The following is a 15,686-nucleotide window of genomic DNA, read 5'->3' as shown; positions in this document are numbered from 1 at the left end:
TTCCTTTTTGAAAGGGAACACGTTCAGGGCGGGAGTTAATTCACTTAAAAGCTGTGAAATTAACCATTTTGGTGAGGTTGCATAGTACCGTTTATCGGCAGCAAAGTCAAATTATTTAACTTTACTTATAAGAGCAGCTGTCTCTAAACAGAGATCGCTTAAAGCGGGCCGTCAATCCCGCACCAGCGTCTCTTCCGCCGGCTGGTCAATGGCTGCTTCTGATTCTTCCATCGCCGGAACTTGAGAACGCTTGGCATACTGAGCCAGTAACGCCGGCAGAAAGACCAGATCCCCGAACAGAGCAGAGGCAATCGTCAACCCGCTCATGATGGCGAAGATCCGCTGGTCGCGCATGTCGCTGAAGACCACCGTCGAGAAACCGGCCACCAGGATCACGGTTGTCATGATCAGCGCAGTCCCCACGCCGGTAAACGCCCGGCGGATCGCTTCTTCATCACTATCCACTAATAACTGCTCTTCGCGGAATCGTGTCAGGAAGTGAATGGTATCATCGACGGCAATTCCGAGGCAGACCGTAAACGCACAGACGCTGACGATCTCCAATGCCTGTCCAGTAAACACCAGAAATGCCCCAGTAACGGCCAGCGGAAACATGTTCGGGATAATCGAAATCAATCCCAGCCGTAAAGAACGAAAGGCAATTGCCAGCACAATCAGAATGATGATCGCCGCACTCCCCAAAGAGGCCGCGAGATCGACCACGATCTGGTACAGATTGCGCCAGCGCCAGACCGCTGAACCGGTCAGTTCAAATCGAAATTGCGGATGCTGAGCCGCGATCGCGTTCAATCCCTCTTCAATACGCGTGAAGGTGGGACCATATTTCGCAATCCCCAAGTCCTGCACGTGAAAACTGACTTCCGCCTGACGATATTCTGGCGTGTAAAATGCTCGCTTCAATGGAGGCGGCAACAGATCCATCATCGACATCCGCTCTTCAGGAGGTCCATCACCGGGTAACGCTGCCAGAATATTACGAATCGAAATCGGATGCCCGATTAGCGATTCCTGATTTAACAAATCGTCCACTTCGCTGATCGCGATTAAGACTTCGGGCGAATCGGAGGCAATTTGATCATTCCAGTAAACGCGCACGCGCGAATGTTCCAGCCCGCCCATCGCCTGATCCATATGATTCAACGCCGATGCTGCTTCCGAACCTTCCGGCAGCATATTCGCCCGCCGTTCATCCGGCCTGAGCGTTAATGAGATCAGAATCAAAACGGCAGTCAGGCTGATTCCCAGCGAACTGATCAGCTTTGTTTTTTTCAGAACCAGATCAATAATCACACTGATCCGTCCCAGATGACGGTCAATAATTCCTTTGCCGTATCCTTTATGAATGGAACGCCCCAGCCAGGTGCGACAGGCCAGCGGGATCACCGTGACGACCGCAATAAATGTCAGCAGCACACCAATCACACAACTGTAGCCGAACTCGCGTACGGTATCGTGATGCGCCAGAGAAAGCGAACCGAAGCCGATGGCTGTTGTTACCGAAGTCAGAAAACAGGCCAGACCCACTTCTTGAATTCCGCGGCGGGCCGCATCTCGACCACTCAAACCCGACGCTCGATGCTTCCTGATCTGGACCATCAGATGTACGCCATCGGTCAGACCGACCAGACTTAATAAGACTGGCAGCACCACATCGTTAAACGGGTTATCCTGAAAATCAAAGAATTGAATGATGCCCATCGTCAGGAAGACACCAAACATCGGCGCCAGCGCCACAATGATCACAGCAGAGATACCCCGAAACAGGATAATCGCCATCAACAGGATCATCCCGTAACCGATGACCTGGTATTTCACCTTGTTCGCATTATGCGTGCGTACCGCGGTCAGATAAATGGGCACACGGCCCGTTGTCATAAACGAAAATTTGACATCTGGATACTCGGCAGTAACTTTTTTTGCAACCTCTTTCAAACCAGTCGTACAAGCTTCATCGTCCAATACATACAACCAGTCAAATTTAATCATCAACAAGAGTGTCTTGCCATCGACTGAAAGTAACTGTCCGCCGACCAATGGATGATTGATCGTTTTCTCTCGGGCCGCATCCAATCGTTTCTGTGAAGCCCGTTCATTCGGAACGAGCGGCTCGCGCAAGCCGAAAATATTTAGATTGGGAATATCATCCAGCCAGAAGACGCTCTTCACATAATCCAGCGCTTCAATTTCTTCGACAATCGCTCGCAGTGCTTTCACGCCATCCGTTGTAAAAAACTGGTTGGAATCGATCACCAGAATCGTATCAGCGTCCGTCAGGCTGATCGGGTCGACATCCGGGGGCCGTTCCTGCTTCTTTGGGGGAGCGGCTGGACCTTGCTGGACCTGCTGGGGCGGAGCCGGTTTAAACCAGTCCCGCACTTGCTCAGGCATGGTATAGCCTAACATCGCAATCCCGCTGAGCAGCAGAATAAACAGGGTAACGAGCAGAGGATGGTCAACCATCCAGACCGAACAGCGATTAAACGTACGTGACACTCTCGATTCACTTTCTGTCAGTAGTCGATTTAAGAGTTGAAGTGGATTGAGATGACCGAACGCGAAATCTCAAACAAGACAGAGATCACTACCTGACAAGTCTTTCAATTTCTTCTCTCTGGATCACGCCATTTCCATCGCGGTCTCGTATTCGACCGTACCTCTGAGCAGCGAGCGGAACCTCATCCAAATCGACTTGCCCATCCTTGTTCTTATCAAATCGTTTCATGAACGCAGCCACAAATTTGTCAACACGCTGCTTTCGTTCTGCTTCAGTCGGTTTCTTTTGTCTCTTCGGCTTCTGCTTCGCTTTCGCCTTCTTCTTGCGAGGTTCGGCCACTTCAAAAAACGCAATCGCCATTTCTTCCCAGGTCTGATCGCCCCAGGTCACATATTCATTGGGATCAGGGTTAAACGGGTTCTCTTCTGAGTTATCAAACTTCACGGTAAATTCGAGCGAATCAATCGCGTCCAGCTTCATAGGCTGGCTTAACTCATAAATATGCTGCCAATTGAAATCATAATTCGGCACATCGAGCAGAATCTCAGACTTTTCTTTCTGCTTCATGAACAGTCGAAACGATTTTCCTCTTAAGTGCATGTGCGGGGCAATCGCCAGCAGTTCGGCCTGGGGTGGAATCCGGCGGACTTTCGCTGAGACCGGGAAATCTTTTGTATTTGGCGGAATCTCGAATTCCTGATCGATGCCAATCAGCGTGAAGACTTCGTGCGTGATCTCTTCGTCTTTTCCAAAAATCAGACCGACTTTCGAAACATCTTCCTGAACTGAACCAGTCGGCGTGTAGTGCATCTGGAACACCAGTTTCGAGCCGGCGGGAACTTTACGGCCGCGTCCCGGCGGCAACATATTGATCCGCTGCCCCGGCACATACGCCGTCAACCAGCCGATCCCCTGAAAATTCGATCCATCGGGCGGACGAATAAAGACAATCGCATGGTGCACCACCGACCGATTGCCGGGCAGGACCTGGGCTCCAGTGATCCATTTGTCTTCTTTGAATCCCGGATCGACTACGAAATACTGATATTCCACGACACCCTCTTTGGGAACGACAAAGGGTTTCTTCCGCATTTCATAAACGGCTTCTGGAATTTTTGGCAGATGCCAGCCTTTGCGGAATGACGGAGGCTTCGGCATATCTTTCACATCGCCGAACGGCATCCCACCTGCAACCCAGTCACGCAGGATTTTTTTCTCATCGTCAGACATAAAGCGTGCATTGGCATAATGACCATATTTCGGGCTCGCATGCCAGGGAGGCATCCGGCCGTCTTCAATGGTTTCCAGCATCGTATCGGCCCAGCCGCGGACTTCATCATAGTCGGTCAAACCAAAGGGTGCGATTTCACCTTTACGATGACATTCTACACAATGCCGATTCAAAACCGCCGCCACTTCTTTACAGAAGGTCAGACTGGTTGTCACCTCTGTCTCTTTCACACGCCCAATAAAACAGCCACTCGGTTTCGTACTGGCGACTTCCACCGGCTGGCCAGCCAATACCGCATCGAGGGCCTGTTTCAGATCGTGCGACGTCGTTTCCGCCCGCGAAATCCCCGGCAGATATTGATTATCAATTCGCCCGCGGTATTTCACGTCTAACTGCTCATCCAGGACAAACACTTCAGGAGTTCGCACTGCTGCATACTGATCGGCGACTTTGTTGTTATAATCCTTAGCCATCGGGAATCGGATCTCATAGCGTTTGACGTATTTTTTGACGTCTTCCAGCGAGTCCTGCTGATTGCTGTTCACGCCGATAAATTGAACGCCCTTTGACTCATATGCAGCCGACATTTCATTCAGTTTCGGGCCATAGAGTCGGGCCAGCGGGCACTCGGCTCCCAGAAAACAGACCACAGTTAGTTTCTGCTGCGGCTTTTCGGTGAGTTCGACAATCTTGCCCGCCACGGTCGGCAGTCGAAATGTTAACGTCCCCACTTTAACGGGCTCTGTTTTTTCATTCGCCCAGAGAGAACTGCCACAAACCAGAATCAGTAAACACAGAATTATTAAACTACTACGAAGCATGAAGTGATCCTTCTTCCAGAACCGATGACGACAGGGAATGCTATTCTATCAGCCGGTTGGAAAGCCCCGCAAGCCCTACTGTACGGATTACGGTTCTCCCACATTGATTGCCTACTTTCATTTGGATATACTCGACTTAACCTCTGATAGTTGCAGATTTTGTCTAAAGTATGAAAAATATTTGAAGACAAACGAAATACGGTTCACTGCAGTGTGCTCCTGATGAACAACAAAGGAAGGCGAAACGTGAAAGCTCCTCGTAGCGGCGGCGGTTGGAAAGCGATCAAATACAGTCTGACACTGGCAAATAAAGTGGGCTGGTGGAAACTCTGGAAAGCCATGCGGACCAAAAACGCCTGTAAGACCTGCGCCGTCGGCATGGGCGGACAGAAGGGGGGCATGGTCAACGAAGCAGGTTTGTTCCCGGAAGTCTGCAAAAAATCGTTTCAGGCGATGGCCGCCGATATGCAACCTGCGGTCGAAAGCGATTTCTTCTCGAAATATAACCTCGACCAGTTGCGTTCTTTCTCCTCCCGCAAACTCGAATACAGCGGCCGACTCACCGAACCTCTGTTACTCTCTCCCGGTGAAGCTCACTACAAACCAATTTCGTGGGACGCGGCGATCGACCTTGTCGTCGACCGTTTGAAGGCAGCCGGCCCCGAGCGCACCTTCTATTATGCCAGTGGCCGGTCTTCCAACGAAGCCGGGCTCCTGTTTCAGATGCTCTCCCGGTTAATGGGCACGAATTACGTTAATAACTGCTCCTATTACTGCCATCAGGCCAGCGGCGTCGGTCTTGGCTCCAGCGTCGGCACCGGAGCTGGAACGATTCGCCTCGAAGATCTGGAACATACCGACCTTTACATTCTGATTGGCGCCAACCCGGCTTCGAATCATCCGCGTCTGATGAAAGAATTCATCGACATTCGGCGGCGGGGCGGGAAAGTCATCGTCGTCAACCCCGTCAAGGAACTCGGGCTGGTTAATTTCCGAGTCCCCAGTGATGTCCGCAGCCTGCTGTTCGGTTCCGAAATCGCTTCCCTGTATGTGCAACCTCATATTGGTGGTGACCTGGCACTGTTAACCGGTATCGCAAAAGAAGTCCTCGAACGCAACGCGCATGATACCAGCTTCATTGCCGAACACACCGAAGACTTTGACGCCTTCAAACAACAGGTCGAGAACACCAGTTGGGACGACATCGTCCAACAGAGCGGAGTCGACAAAGCTACGATTCAGAAAATCGCCGATCAGTATATCAGTGCCAAAAACGTCGTCATCGGCTGGTGCATGGGCATCACACATCACCTGCACGGCACCAACAGTGTGCAAACCATCGCCAACGTCTCCCTGCTCAGAGGCATGGTCGGCCGCCGCAAGGCAGGCCTGATGCCCATCCGCGGGCATAGCAATGTGCAGGGCCTCGGCTCCGTCGGCGTCACCCCCGGCATGAAGCAGGCGATGCTCGAACGCTTTGAAAGTCGGCTCGGCATCAAAGTCCCCACGACTCCTGGCTATGACACGATGGCCTGCATGGAAGCATCGCACCGGGGAGAGATGGATTTCGCCTTCTGCCTGGGCGGTAATCTCTACGGCAGCAATCCCGATACGAAACACGCGATCGAAGCCATGAGCCGAATCAAAACTGTGATGTATCTCTCGACCACATTAAATACAGGTCACGTCTGGGGCACCGGCCAGGAAACCTTGATCCTACCCGTTCTTCCGCGCGATGAAGAGCCGCAATCCACGACGCAGGAATCGATGTTCAGCTACGTCCGCATGAGTGACGGCGGTAAATCGCGATTCGAAGGTCCGCGGAGTGAAGTTTCCATCCTGGCGGCCATCGGGCAAAAACTGTTTGCCGGCGATGATCGCATTGACTGGAAAAAACTCGAAAGCCATAACGCGATCCGCGAATTAATCGCCGAATTGATTCCCGGCTACGAAAACATGAAAGAGACGATCCAGTCCCACAAAGAATTCCACGTCACCGGCCGCGCTGTTGAGGAATACAAGTTCCCCACCGAATCAGGCAAAGCGAAGTTCCACGCGATCCCGCTGCCCGATCTGCCGACGGACGAAAATCAGTTGCGACTGATGACAATTCGCTCGGAAGGCCAGTTCAACAGCGTGGTCTACGAAGAAGAAGATCTCTACCGGGGTCAGGATCGCCGCGATATCATTCTCATGAACCGCGCCGACATCGACCGCCTCGGCTTCAAACCCGAGCAACGCGTCAAAGTCAAAAGCGAAGCAGGGGAGATGCCGTTCATCCTGGTCCGCGAATTCGACATTCGCGCGGGCAACGCATTAATGTACTACCCCGAGGCCAACATCCTCGTCCCGCACACCGTCGACCCGCTCTCGAAAACACCGGGCTTTAAAGGAGTGCCGATTACGCTCGAAGCAGAAGCCGGAGTGCAGGTTTGAATCGTTAGACCACGCTTCCCTGATTAGGATCGTACGCCACGAGAAACAATCGCCGAAACGGAAACAGTACTTTTCCATTCGCTTGAGTCGAATAGGCGTCCCGATATCGGGCCAGCAGTTCCGTCTCGAACCGAACCCGCTGGTCGTCATCGGGCAACGCTTCCAGGTAAGGTCTGAGCCCCGTGCCTCGAAACCATTCCAGAATCGCTTCTACACTCTCCATAATATGAATGTACTCGGTTTCCCAGAGATCGATTTGTGAAACCACTGGTGCCAGCAGGTCATAGTAAAATGATCGTGACTCCGTCGCCAGCCTCCGGCGCGCATTTGTAGTCGCCTCTTTCCATTCAGGAAGCTCGGAAACCTCAACCACACACTGGTGCAGGGGAGAACCAAAATGTGACGGCAGTTGTACCGCCAGCGCGCCTTCCGGCTTAAGAAAACTCACCAGCCGGGGAAAGATTGCTTGATGATCGGGAACCCATTGTAAAACGGCGTTCGAAAAAATCAGATCGTATTTCTCATCCGGCTCCCAAGAGGTTATATCCGCTTGAAACCAGTGGATCTCCCCGTTCGAAGCCCGCGCAGTCTCCAACATGTCAGCAGAACTATCCAAACCCCTAAGATCGGCTTCAGGAAAGCGCGACGCCAGCACTGCCGTACTGTTACCGGGGCCACAGCCGACATCGACAATTCTCTCGGGAGATTCCAGTCGCACGCGGGCTGCCAGATCGATGGCGGGTTGCGTCCGTTCCTGTTGAAATTTTAAATACTGATCCGCATCCCACACAGGCATTCCTGCATCTCCTCACTCGGCCATTGGGGTTCAGTCAGATTTTCCTTGTTCCGGCAGCCAACTCACCCAGAATAAACGGATGACAATTCTGATGGAACGCAGGTTCGTTCGCAGGACGCAGTGAAAAACAGAGCCGTAACGTGCCGCTTCCTGCCTGAGTTACGATTTTCAATTCACTTCTTGACACTGTCACAGCTATCCAGAACCGTTCGAATTTTCTGAGACAGAATCCCCAACTTGACCGGTTTCTGAACCACTTCGAGATGTTTTCCTTCGGTCGATTCAAGAATGTCCTCTGCCATGCCAGATAAATAGATGACTTTGATCTGAGGATCCAATTGTACTATCTGTTGTGCCAGTTGCTGGCCATTCATTTCCGGCATATTAAAATCGGTTAACAACAATGATATTGTCCCGAGATGCGAGGTGGCGATCCGAATTGCTTCTCGGGGTCCGCATGCTTTGACAACAGAATAACCTAGCGCTTCCAGCAGTGAAGCTACAACGGAAAGTACCATTTCTTCATCATCGCAGACAAGAATGGTCTCTGTTCCTCCCACAGTAAGATTCTGAGAAGAGGCGGTCTCCCCATTTTTTTCTGTAACGACGTTCCCTTGATCTTGAGGCAAGTAAATCCGAAACTCGGTTCCCTCACCCAACTGGCTCTCAACCGAGATAAATCCGCCGTTATTAGAAATATCTCTGAATACGGTTGAAAGCCCCAGTCCGGTTCCCATATCTGCAGGTTTGGTCGTGAAGAAAGGTTCAAAGATCTGCTCTACCGTTTCGGGTGACATCCCACAGCCAGTGTCCTTAACCGACAGCCGAGAATAAGAACCGGGGAGCGTGCCGTATTCGTTGGAAACATGGTCCTCGGAAAAAACAACATTTTGAGTACTAATGGTAAGGGTACCACCTGTGGCCATCGCATCGCGCGCGTTCACAACCAGATTCATGAGCGCCTGTTCGACCTCGGCTTCATCCGCCCAGGCAGGCACTGTATCCGGGTCTAAGTCCAGTTTGAGAGTGATCGTTTTGCCGAGAATCCGCTGAAGAATGTTCTTTTTTGCTGACAGCATCGCATTCAGATCAATCCAGGAAGTATTCGGTTCTCTCTTCCTTCCGAATGCAAGCATCTGCTTTACCAGCTCAGCAGCCCGTTCTCCAGATTTTACAATATCGTTTAATGGCCCCCGAAACTCTTCGGAAAATCGGTCTTCCGACGCCAACAATAACAGTTCTGCATTCAAATTGATTCCCACGAGAATATTATTGAACTCGTGTGCCACGCCAGTCGCCAGTTGCCCGATGGCTTTCATTTTCTGACTATGCTGAAGTTGAATCTGCAGCTGCCGGTTCAGTTCCTTGGCCTGTCGCTGTTCCGTGACATCCTTAAACATCACTAATAGCAATGGTTCCTCTGCAATCTCGATCAGGAAGGCAGAGCATTGACAGGATCGTTTTTCACCGTTTTTAATCCGCAACGTGGATTCCTGATCATATACCATCCCTTGCTGACGCACGATTCTCACGATTTCATCCCAGTACTCAGGATTCACATACAAGTTGATTTCATTCAGAGTTTTTCCAACGACCTCAGCGCGGGCATACTGAGTGCTTTTCAGAAAGGCCTCATTCACATCGATCAGTTTTGCGGTGTTCAAATTGAGAATCACCTTTCCCATAGGATTCAGGTGAAAAACCTTTGAAAAACGTTCTTCCGAAATTCGCAAGGCACTTTCGTTCTTTTTGCGAATGATCTCATTCCGATAGGCGCTTAATAATGTCCCGCCGGTCACCAGAAGTGGTTTTAAAAAAGCAACCTGTTTTTCGTCGTACCCGGATGACCGATTCGCAATACCTGCCACCCCAATCAGCTCCCCCTGAGAATAGATCGGAAGCCCCAGAAAAGAATTCAGCCCACTGTCCGAATAACGGGGCGAGAATCCACTCAGTCGCGGATCTTCTGCCGGCTGATTGGAAATGACCGCTTCTCCCGTGGCCAGGATGTGTTCAAACAGAGTTTCCGGAATACAATACTCCTGTTCCGGGGAGGACTGGTCTGACTGAAGTTGCTGCGATTCGTCCTTCTGGATTGTTTTCATCATCGCCCGTGTTTTTAAACGGGCTGATCCGGCTTCTGTCTGCAGGACCTCTCCAATGAAACCAAATTCGCTGTCTGAGATACTCAGCAATGTCTGTAACAGGTCTTCAAATACTTTGTCAGGATTTGAATCGGCTATGTAATGTGACAGTAGACTGCGAATGGATTCAATCAGATTAAGAGACGCGCGCAATTCCTGTTCGTATAATACTTGCTGAGTGATCTCAGTTCGAACCCCTGCAACTCCCCCTTCAGCCGTCTTTTGTTCTGAAATCAGCAGCCAGTGTCCGTTCCCCAGTTTTTGCCGATAGCTCCCCTCTGGATTCTTGTGTTGTGATAATCTTTCCTGAATCCATTCTTCTTCGCGTCCCACCGCCTCTGCAACCTGGCCTCGGTAAGCGGAGATTCGGATATGATCTTCAAACCGCTGGCCGGGATACAGCAGGTCGGCACTCTCGTTATAAAACTCACGGTATTTGGAATTGCACATCACCAGCCGGTCTTCGGCATCATACAGCGCAAACCCTTCAGTGAGAGATTCAATCGCCTCAGTCAACTGAACGCGTAATTGACGCGACTCCTGCTCGCTTTTATGCAGGTTCTCTTCAAATCGGGAATGCTCAATGGCGATCGCTGCCAGATAAACGGCCTGCTCGATCAGTTGCTTGTGAAATTCACTCGGCTGACAAGGTTTGTGGTAGTAGATTGCAAACGTACCCAGTACCGATCCCGTCGACGAACGGATCGGCGCCGACCAGCAGGCACGCAGGTCGTGCTTTAACGCCAGTTTTTTGTAGTTTTTCCACAATGGGTCTGTGGCAATATCTGTGACAATAATCTGTTGATTTCGAGAGGCGGCAGCACCACACGAGCCCTCGTTCGGGCCAATTTTTGTGCCATCAATACTTCGAATATAGTCTTCCGGAAGATTGGGAGCAGCGCCGTGCCGGAGTCGGTTTTCATCATCGAGTAACAGAATGGAGCAAACCAAATCTTCACTGTTTGCTTCAATATATTCAACCAGAGTTGTCAGGGTCTCCCGGAGGGAGCCGCCTTTGCTGATCAATTCCAGAATAATTTTGATATCGGGCAAGGCTTGGAATGTCTGCTGTTGTGCAAAAAACTCAATGCCGTTTTGCCCCATGAATCTATGTTCCCGTTTTATCATTGAGATAGACGAAACTGTCTTCCACTTGATCATTCATATTGGGAATTTCTCACGAATTTGAATTCTCCCAATTTCGCGTAGTCTTGTATATTATTTTAGCTTCAGGCGCATATAGTCCAATAGCAATTGGCTCCCTTTTATGAAATGAGTTCAACGGACTGTCTCCAGATGGAGGTATGTCACTTGCACCTCGACAACAATCTGCTTCAATTCAATTTCGCGGCTCTCAGACGAACGAGCAGGCTGCTCAGACCTTTTGAGCCGAACAGCAGAAACAGGCCCACAATCAGTTTGCAACACAGTCCAAAGATCTGTGCCTTGAATTCTATCGGCATCTGAGAGAGATAACTCATATTTTCCCACTGCGTCATCTGAAACAGAACACTTCCCACTTCAGGAACCGTCAACGACAATACCAGAATCCCAATCCCGGAAAAGATCACCGACTGTACCTGCAGTGCGGTCATGGAACTCAGCCCATTGTCGATCGTGGTTTCCGGCAGAAGATGATTCACAATCTTCGCTGCCCCGAACCAGAGCAGACAACCGGAGAGCACATAAAACACAAACGGCACCAGCTGGTAATAGATCAGACTGGATTCAGGAAACGTGCGCTCGACCTGTCCCGTTTTCCAGAAAGCAAAGAACAAGGTAAAGGAAGAGACGGCATAAATTGCATTTACAATAAAATACAGCCCCAGCAGTCGACAGCCGATAAAGGCGATTTCTTCTTTTTTCATCAGTCCTGTGTCCTATGGAAAAGGTCCGAGTTCTGGAGTGTTATCGAGTTTAGCAGATTCGTGCCGCTTCATGAACGGCGATCGTTTCCGACAGATCGCGGAAGGTCTTCAGGTCACCAAAATAAATATATGTTGGCCCCAATGCGGGGAAACAGAAGATACGAACGAGTAACAGCGGACAAAGGATCAAAGGAAAAACCAGAATCAGGGAATCGATCATCCCTAAGATCAGTCCCAGTAAGAACATATCAGCACCGATCGTAATGCAGGCTGTTTCCAGCGTCTGGCCGGGTGTTCTCACCAACCGGCAGGGAGGCAACGCTCCTGGAGCCAGCATGGTAAAGTCACCCCAGAAGAGCTCCCAGTGCTGCCGTGCATACTCTTCCAGAGAGGTGGAGGGCCGAATTTCCGACACATCGACGCCCGCTTCCTGCAGCATTGCGCGAATCGTGAGAAACACCGAAGCAGGGCGGCACGGTTTTCCAAAAAAGCTTTGTTCCCGTATGACCGGAACCTGCGCATGCTGCGCAATCAATTTACAGACTCCTGCCAGAGTTTTTTTCCGCATTGGTGCCAAAACCGTTTTCCATTCCCGAGCAGTGACCGAAATCTCCCAGACTTCGTTCAACCAGCGTGCCACGCTCCGCCAACTAATGAAATCGGCATCAAACAACCAGTCTTCGATTGTCGTCTCAAACGTCAAAAGTTCTGGCGGCTCTCTCAGATAATTCGCCTCATAATCCATTCGATGCCAGTCGTTGAAAACAGCCAGCACATATTCCGGCGTGACCGATTGTTTTAGAATGGTTGAATCCTCTACCATCAGCTAACCTCATTTAGGTATTGCACGCTCGTTCAAACGACTCATGATTGAAACTCGGCACGCGAGGCAAGCCGATTTGACAGATCGCGAAAGGTGCGTAATTCGCCGAAATCGACCCGGGCATTAGGAGCCTCCTCATCCCACCACGATTTGATGAGCAATACCAGATAGACCAGCAGAACAATCGTAAAATAAACAGGGGACAAAGTTTTAAACATAAATCCAATCAGCAATGGAATGCTCCAGAGTAGTTTGAGCAACTCTCCGCGCATCTTTCCCCCATCATCGATCTCAACATCCGGCAGAGAACCGGGCCCCAACATCGATATTTTCCCCAGAAACAGTTCCGTATGACGTCTCGTAAACTCATGCAGTGACGTTGATGGAGCGAGTTCGCGGACATCGGCCCCCGCTTCCACAAGAAGAGATCGTACGGCCAGAAAGACCGAAGCCGGCTGACAGGTCTTTCCGCAAAGTGAAACCAGGGTAATTTGAGGCATGGTTGCCCGCGAAGCGATCAGAGTACATAAATCCCGGGCCGTTTCCAGCTGCGTGTAAAAAAATGCATCAAACCAGTTTGTCCCCCACAGATCAAACCACTCCATCGTTGAATAATAGATATCATCACCATTCAAAAATTCACAGGCTTCCCAGAGTCGATCCACTGGTGAATCTAGCGTCACAGGCTCAATGGGGGCCTTTGCCCCCCATTCCTGCCTCGACCGATCCAGCAACACCGCCAGTACATACTCCGGCGTCGCCGGGACTTCTATGAGTGGGGAAGGAGCTTCCATATTCACGCCTTTGATTCATTTTTTGACTGAGGTGATTTCCAACCCCATTTCCAGATGACCACGATGGCCGCAACCAGCGCCAGTACAAAACTTCCTGCAATGATCACCAGAATCATGGTGATCGTTTTTTCCGGATCCTGTGGATACTTCGCGTTACTCACTTCCAGAATCGGTTGTTTGTAATACTTTACTCGGTACTCCCGGTCTAAATTTTTTCCGGCCGCAGCCCAGGCGATTTCATCGGCTTCAATTTCTCCAAAGAATTGGTCGGCCTGTTCGATCTCCTGCTGCAGTTCTTCCTCAAGTTGATTTAGATTCCTGGCAACCTGTAGATCCAGAATCTGTTCCGCTCGCTCACGATAAAGGGTTTTGGCAGGTTCACTCGCGACTTCATAAGAGGCCTTCAGGTAAGCCCGGGCCGCCAGTAGTTTGGAATCATCCTGCCAGTAAACGGCAACCAGCAAATCACCTAATGCTTCCAGCAATACCGGCGAGCGATAATTCCCGAATCGCATCATCCCCAGTATTCCTTTTGTCGCTTTCTGAAATTCCTTGTCCTCGTCTGCTTGCTTAATCTTTTGCTGTTTGACCAGAAATGCAGCAAAGCCGATCGGCCCCGGCCCATAGTCCTGACTTAAAGGCAAGGTCACACCGGCAGCACGTTTCTGAATGACATATTCAACCAGTAGCTTTTGATAGACTTCACGGCCAAAATGCGCCTCAGGATTCATCTCGATTGCATGATTGATATGCGGCAATCCCTCTTCCAGGCGACCGGCATGAATCAGAAACGTCCCCAGATTCGCTTCCGATTCATAACGTCGCTCTTCAGACCAGCGTTCGATTTTCTCCTCTATCGTTTCAATGGCTTTCTCATGCTGCCCCAGCTTGTCATAGGCCACCGCCAGATCGTCGTACTCGGCGGGTGTGCGTTCATCTGGCTTTTTCTTGCTGCGATCCACAATCCTCCACTCATAATACGCATCGGAGTGCCTCAGAAAATGACCGGTAATCAATTCCTGTGCATAGGGAAACCGCTGCCGCTCCATCTGGAGCGTATCATAGTCCCACATGCAGGCCCGGCAATGCACCGGCGTAATCAGTGAAAACGTCATCAAGAAAATGAATATGTTTCGCATACAGAATTGACCCTGACAGGCAATGATTTTGTTTAATATCGTTTGTCTACTATCACAGCCGCAAACCGGAAAGTCAATATGGATCCCTTCAGACTGGGCTCGCACCAAACTTACTACATTCAGAAATGCAGCTGTAGCCAGGGCATTGAAAGACAATTCTCGTCCTAGACCCGTCAGTCCGTATTCGCAAACAGAACATGAAACACCCGATCCCAGGGCTCATCACACAAACAATATTCATAGGGAGTAATGTGCGGCGGAAGTGGTTGTGAAAGTGCTTCTCGATCGAGAAATTGATAAATCGAATCATCGAACGCGTCTAAGATCGCATCTATCATCTCATTGTTTCCCTTAACAGGAGCAATGAGTGAATCGAGTTCTAAGGGATCGGCTGCGAACAGGTGCAGCGTGCTGATGATTGACGTGGTTCCAATTGCCCCCACCGGAGCCGTCAAACTGAGATACACATAGATTCCAGGACCATCATAGGGTTTGAAATGGTGCTTGCGAGTCGCTTCGTCTTTTGCGATCCCAGGACGAATGGCAATCGCATAATAATTGCTCATTCCGCTACTGCCAGTCTCTACGATATAACAATAACAGAGTCCTGATTCTTTTAAACGCGAAACGGCCGGCCCAATCCATTCTTCAGCCAACTCGGAAGCAGCCAATCGCTCATCGATCGGATTCCATTTTGCGATCTGTTCCAGTTGCTCTTCGGTAAAATGCATCATCCATCCTTGCGAGTTATCTCGGAAACAACACCATTTTCATAAATACAGTGGAACGTCCCCAGTGCTGCAATACAAGCTTTCTCCTTGATGGAATAGGAAATCTTCACAAACAGACGATCGCCTTCCCGACGTACGACATCTCCGTATATGAAGAGCGCGAGATCAGCCGACATCCCGTCTAACAGGGATTGACCACGTTCAATCCCTGGGAAATATTCATCATAAATGTGGTCCAGGCACTCTAATACTTCGCGCTGATATTTGCCTGTCAAATAAAATGATTTGAAGAATTGAAACACAATATCAGTCTCCCTTGGGGCAAGCCTATTGCGAGCGGAGACGAAGCAATCTCCTAATCGTCTTCGGCTGATTCAAGAACTCCGAC

General features: G+C 50.3%; 11 protein-coding genes. 1 reads left to right on the top strand and 10 read right to left on the bottom strand.

Going from position 1 to position 15,686, the window contains the following annotated elements; genetic code table 11:
• Positions 1-171 precede the first annotated feature (171 nt).
• The gene (locus Enr17x_RS14180) at positions 172-2,514 is read right to left on the bottom strand and encodes an efflux RND transporter permease subunit (protein WP_232101052.1); all 2,343 of its coding nucleotides are present in this window, start codon (positions 2,512-2,514) and stop codon (positions 172-174) included.
• Between the two features lie 88 nt (positions 2,515-2,602).
• Positions 2,603-4,567, bottom strand: a complete 1,965-nt coding sequence (locus Enr17x_RS14175) for a redoxin domain-containing protein (protein ID WP_145309758.1) — start codon at positions 4,565-4,567, stop codon at positions 2,603-2,605.
• Positions 4,568-4,813: 246 nt separating this feature from the next.
• Between Enr17x_RS14175 and Enr17x_RS14170 the strand changes: the two genes are divergently transcribed.
• A complete protein-coding gene (locus tag Enr17x_RS14170; protein WP_198001152.1) occupies positions 4,814-7,003 on the top strand; it encodes an FdhF/YdeP family oxidoreductase in 2,190 nt (729 codons plus the stop codon).
• A gap of 4 nt (positions 7,004-7,007) precedes the next feature.
• Here Enr17x_RS14170 and tam read toward each other — a convergent pair whose 3' ends face one another.
• The 8 genes from tam to Enr17x_RS14130 all read right to left on the bottom strand — a co-directional run bounded on the left by tam (position 7,008) and on the right by Enr17x_RS14130 (position 15,600).
• A complete protein-coding gene (tam, locus tag Enr17x_RS14165) occupies positions 7,008-7,799 on the bottom strand; it encodes a trans-aconitate 2-methyltransferase (protein ID WP_145309755.1) in 792 nt (263 codons plus the stop codon).
• A 173-nt stretch (positions 7,800-7,972) separates the two neighbouring features.
• Positions 7,973-11,047: a GAF domain-containing protein gene (locus Enr17x_RS14160; protein ID WP_198001151.1), complete on the bottom strand. Its 3,075-nt coding sequence runs from the start codon at positions 11,045-11,047 to the stop codon at positions 7,973-7,975.
• Positions 11,048-11,277: 230 nt separating this feature from the next.
• Positions 11,278-11,811, bottom strand: coding sequence for a hypothetical protein (locus Enr17x_RS14155; protein ID WP_145309751.1), 534 nt, complete (start codon positions 11,809-11,811; stop codon positions 11,278-11,280).
• 49 nt (positions 11,812-11,860) lie between these two features.
• A complete protein-coding gene (locus Enr17x_RS14150) occupies positions 11,861-12,634 on the bottom strand; it encodes a hypothetical protein (protein WP_145309750.1) in 774 nt (257 codons plus the stop codon).
• A gap of 41 nt (positions 12,635-12,675) precedes the next feature.
• Positions 12,676-13,428, bottom strand: coding sequence for a hypothetical protein (locus Enr17x_RS14145; RefSeq protein WP_145309748.1), 753 nt, complete (start codon positions 13,426-13,428; stop codon positions 12,676-12,678).
• Between the two features lie 2 nt (positions 13,429-13,430).
• Positions 13,431-14,567 carry a hypothetical protein gene (locus Enr17x_RS14140; RefSeq protein ID WP_145309746.1) on the bottom strand — a complete coding sequence of 379 codons (1,137 nt, stop codon included), beginning with the start codon at positions 14,565-14,567 and terminating at the stop codon, positions 13,431-13,433.
• A 173-nt stretch (positions 14,568-14,740) separates the two neighbouring features.
• Positions 14,741-15,301 (bottom strand): hypothetical protein, encoded by a 561-nt coding sequence (locus Enr17x_RS14135; protein ID WP_145309744.1) that lies wholly within the window; start codon positions 15,299-15,301, stop codon positions 14,741-14,743.
• Positions 15,298-15,600 carry a hypothetical protein gene (locus tag Enr17x_RS14130; protein ID WP_145309742.1) on the bottom strand — a complete coding sequence of 101 codons (303 nt, stop codon included), beginning with the start codon at positions 15,598-15,600 and terminating at the stop codon, positions 15,298-15,300. Before Enr17x_RS14130 ends, Enr17x_RS14135 begins: the two co-directional genes overlap by 4 nt.
• Positions 15,601-15,686 lie beyond the last annotated feature (86 nt).

This window comes from Gimesia fumaroli, from assembly GCF_007754425.1.
In the GTDB taxonomy this organism is placed as follows: Bacteria; Planctomycetota; Planctomycetia; order Planctomycetales; family Planctomycetaceae; genus Gimesia; species Gimesia fumaroli.
The sequence above is the reverse complement of the archived record's forward strand: the minus strand, read 5'-3'. Positions and strand labels throughout refer to the sequence as shown.